The organism is Streptomyces sp. WAC 04229 (assembly GCF_003947455.1).
Taxonomy (GTDB): domain Bacteria; phylum Actinomycetota; class Actinomycetes; order Streptomycetales; family Streptomycetaceae; genus Streptomyces.
Genome location: NZ_QHJH01000378.1, coordinates 1 through 2120, shown reverse-complemented (window position 1 = coordinate 2120; position 2120 = coordinate 1). Strand labels below are relative to the sequence as shown.

Below are 2120 nucleotides of genomic sequence, written 5' to 3'. Positions count from 1 at the left end.
TCCATATCGCCATGACCGACCTCATGGCCCGCCGCCTCACCAGCGAGAGCACCACCTCCTGGCGCGATCCGACACCACAGACAAAACGGCATACTCAGGGATGAAACAATGGGAGAAAACGACCTCTAAGGGGGAGGAGGTCGGTCCTCGGGGAACCATGGTCAGGCAGGCCCCGCCCAGCGAGCGCCGTTACGGCATGGGCAGCTCGGCGACGAACGTGACGGACGGGCCGTCATCTGGGCGATGCCGAACTCACCCTGAATCGCGAGGACGCCGGGCAGCCGGCTTCCGGGCGGGTACTCGCCATCGGCAATCCGCTGCTCGATGAACTCGTACACCTGCTTCCAGCGGGGGATGTCCGGCCGAGGGCACTCTGGAGCACATGACTCGTCCATCGAGGTGTACGAGTGCGCGTCACCCTGTCCGGAGCGTCCGGCGGATCCGGCGGAGCTCGAATCTGAGTAATCAGTCCGGAAGACAGGTGTGGCGGCGATGCCAAGGGGTCTAGTCCCGCAGTCTCCGCCTGCTGAGCAGTAAGAACGGCCCCTGACCTGGAGAGCTGGTCAGGGGCCGTTCGCATGTTCAGTCCCGGTGCCTACCCGTGTCCTACTCGATCGGGCACGACTGGGACACGGGAACCGGGATCAACTGTTGCAGTGGCTGTACGTCACTGCTGTACCGCACCCTGCAAGAATCAAGGTCACCAATGCCGCTGCGTCTGCGTACGCGCTGTTGTCAGCGTGGAGGGACGGTCTTGACAGACTTGGTCTGGTACCCCAGGAGAACGGTGCATCTGAGTACCTGTGCTCATGCGCGATGGTTTGCTCGAACACCATGCTGGCTGCGTGTACTTGGCAGATCGTCACCTGGAGACGGGACGGCAGTGGGCATGGGACAGGCGAAGCCGTCAACCGGCCAGCAAATTGGCGTTAGCGTGGCGCTACTCGTCATCGACTTCGTAGTCATCGCTTGGACGGTGTACGGCTATGGGATGGCGGGATGGGCTGACAGCTACGACAGTGACAGTGCCAGTCCGTCGAGTGCGTCGGGAGTGGCATCGCAGGCGTCATGGCTGTTGGGAGGCGGGGCCGTGGTAACAGGCGGAGCCCTGCTCGCTTTGGGCTGGCGCATTCCTGGGGTCGTGCAGCTGGTTGTCCTCGGCTGCGGGGCGGCGCTTTTCTCTTCTGCTGCTGGGTAGCGCGCACGTTCCAAGCCAGAGATACCCACCGCTCACCCCAGCCGATCCCCGCCGGAGGCATCGTCTTCGACCGCACGCCGTTCTGTGCGGTGATCGACTCATGGCTTCCGGCCCTGTCCAACATGTGAGCGCGCGTCGGCGCAGCGCGGACGGAGCGGGCCGAAGGCAGGAGCGGCGCCCGGAGCGGAGCGCAGCCGGGGCTTGATGCCCGACGGCCGCGAACGGGCCCGGCGGGCCATCGGCTCCGTGTTCCGGTACGGCCTGGAAGGCGCTGACGGCTCATGGACGACCCATGGACGGCCCAGCAAGGCGCCAACGGCCCCTGACTCGCACTCCGGTGCAGGTCAGGGGCCGTTCGTGTTCAGGGACCCTCAGAACTTCCTCAACTCTGCTTTGGGCCGCGGCGGCGAGGGGCATCTCCCGTTCACGCAACGAGCTTCACGACAGATTCCGACAGAGCGAGGCATCCGACGGGGGACTGCTTCGGGGGACCTTCCGGGCCTGCGCCCGGGAATGGAAGGAGGGTGAAGTCATGGTCACAGTCATCATCCTGATCGTGGTCGCAGCCCTGGTGATCAGGGGAATCGTGGTCGGCCGGCGGGCCGGACGCACCGTCCGGCCGCGGCGCGGCAGGGGTTCGGGGTGGACGGACCCGAGCCCCGGCAACAGCGGCAGCTGGTGGGCCGGTGACAGCAGTGGCTCGTCCTCGGGCGGGCACCACGGAAGCCACTCCTGCGGTGGCGGCTCGTCCTGCGGAGGCGGGTCGTCCTGCGGGGGAGGGGGGGGGCGCGGCGGGTGGGGGGGGGGGAGCGTGCCCCGGGGCGGCTGGGTCCCCGCCGGGGGGAACCCCTTCCCCCCCCAGGGCCCCGTCCCTGGGGCGCGCCCCCGGCCCCCCCCCTCGCGCCCCCCCGGGCCGTTACCC

Annotated in this window: 1 protein-coding gene; it reads right to left on the bottom strand. The window is 67.8% G+C overall.

The features are described from left to right. Positions 1 to 161: 161 nt before the first annotated feature. A complete protein-coding gene (locus DMH12_RS38310) occupies positions 162 to 395 on the bottom strand; it encodes a GntR family transcriptional regulator (RefSeq protein WP_125495842.1) in 234 nt (77 codons plus the stop codon). Positions 396 to 2120: the final 1725 nt, after the last annotated feature.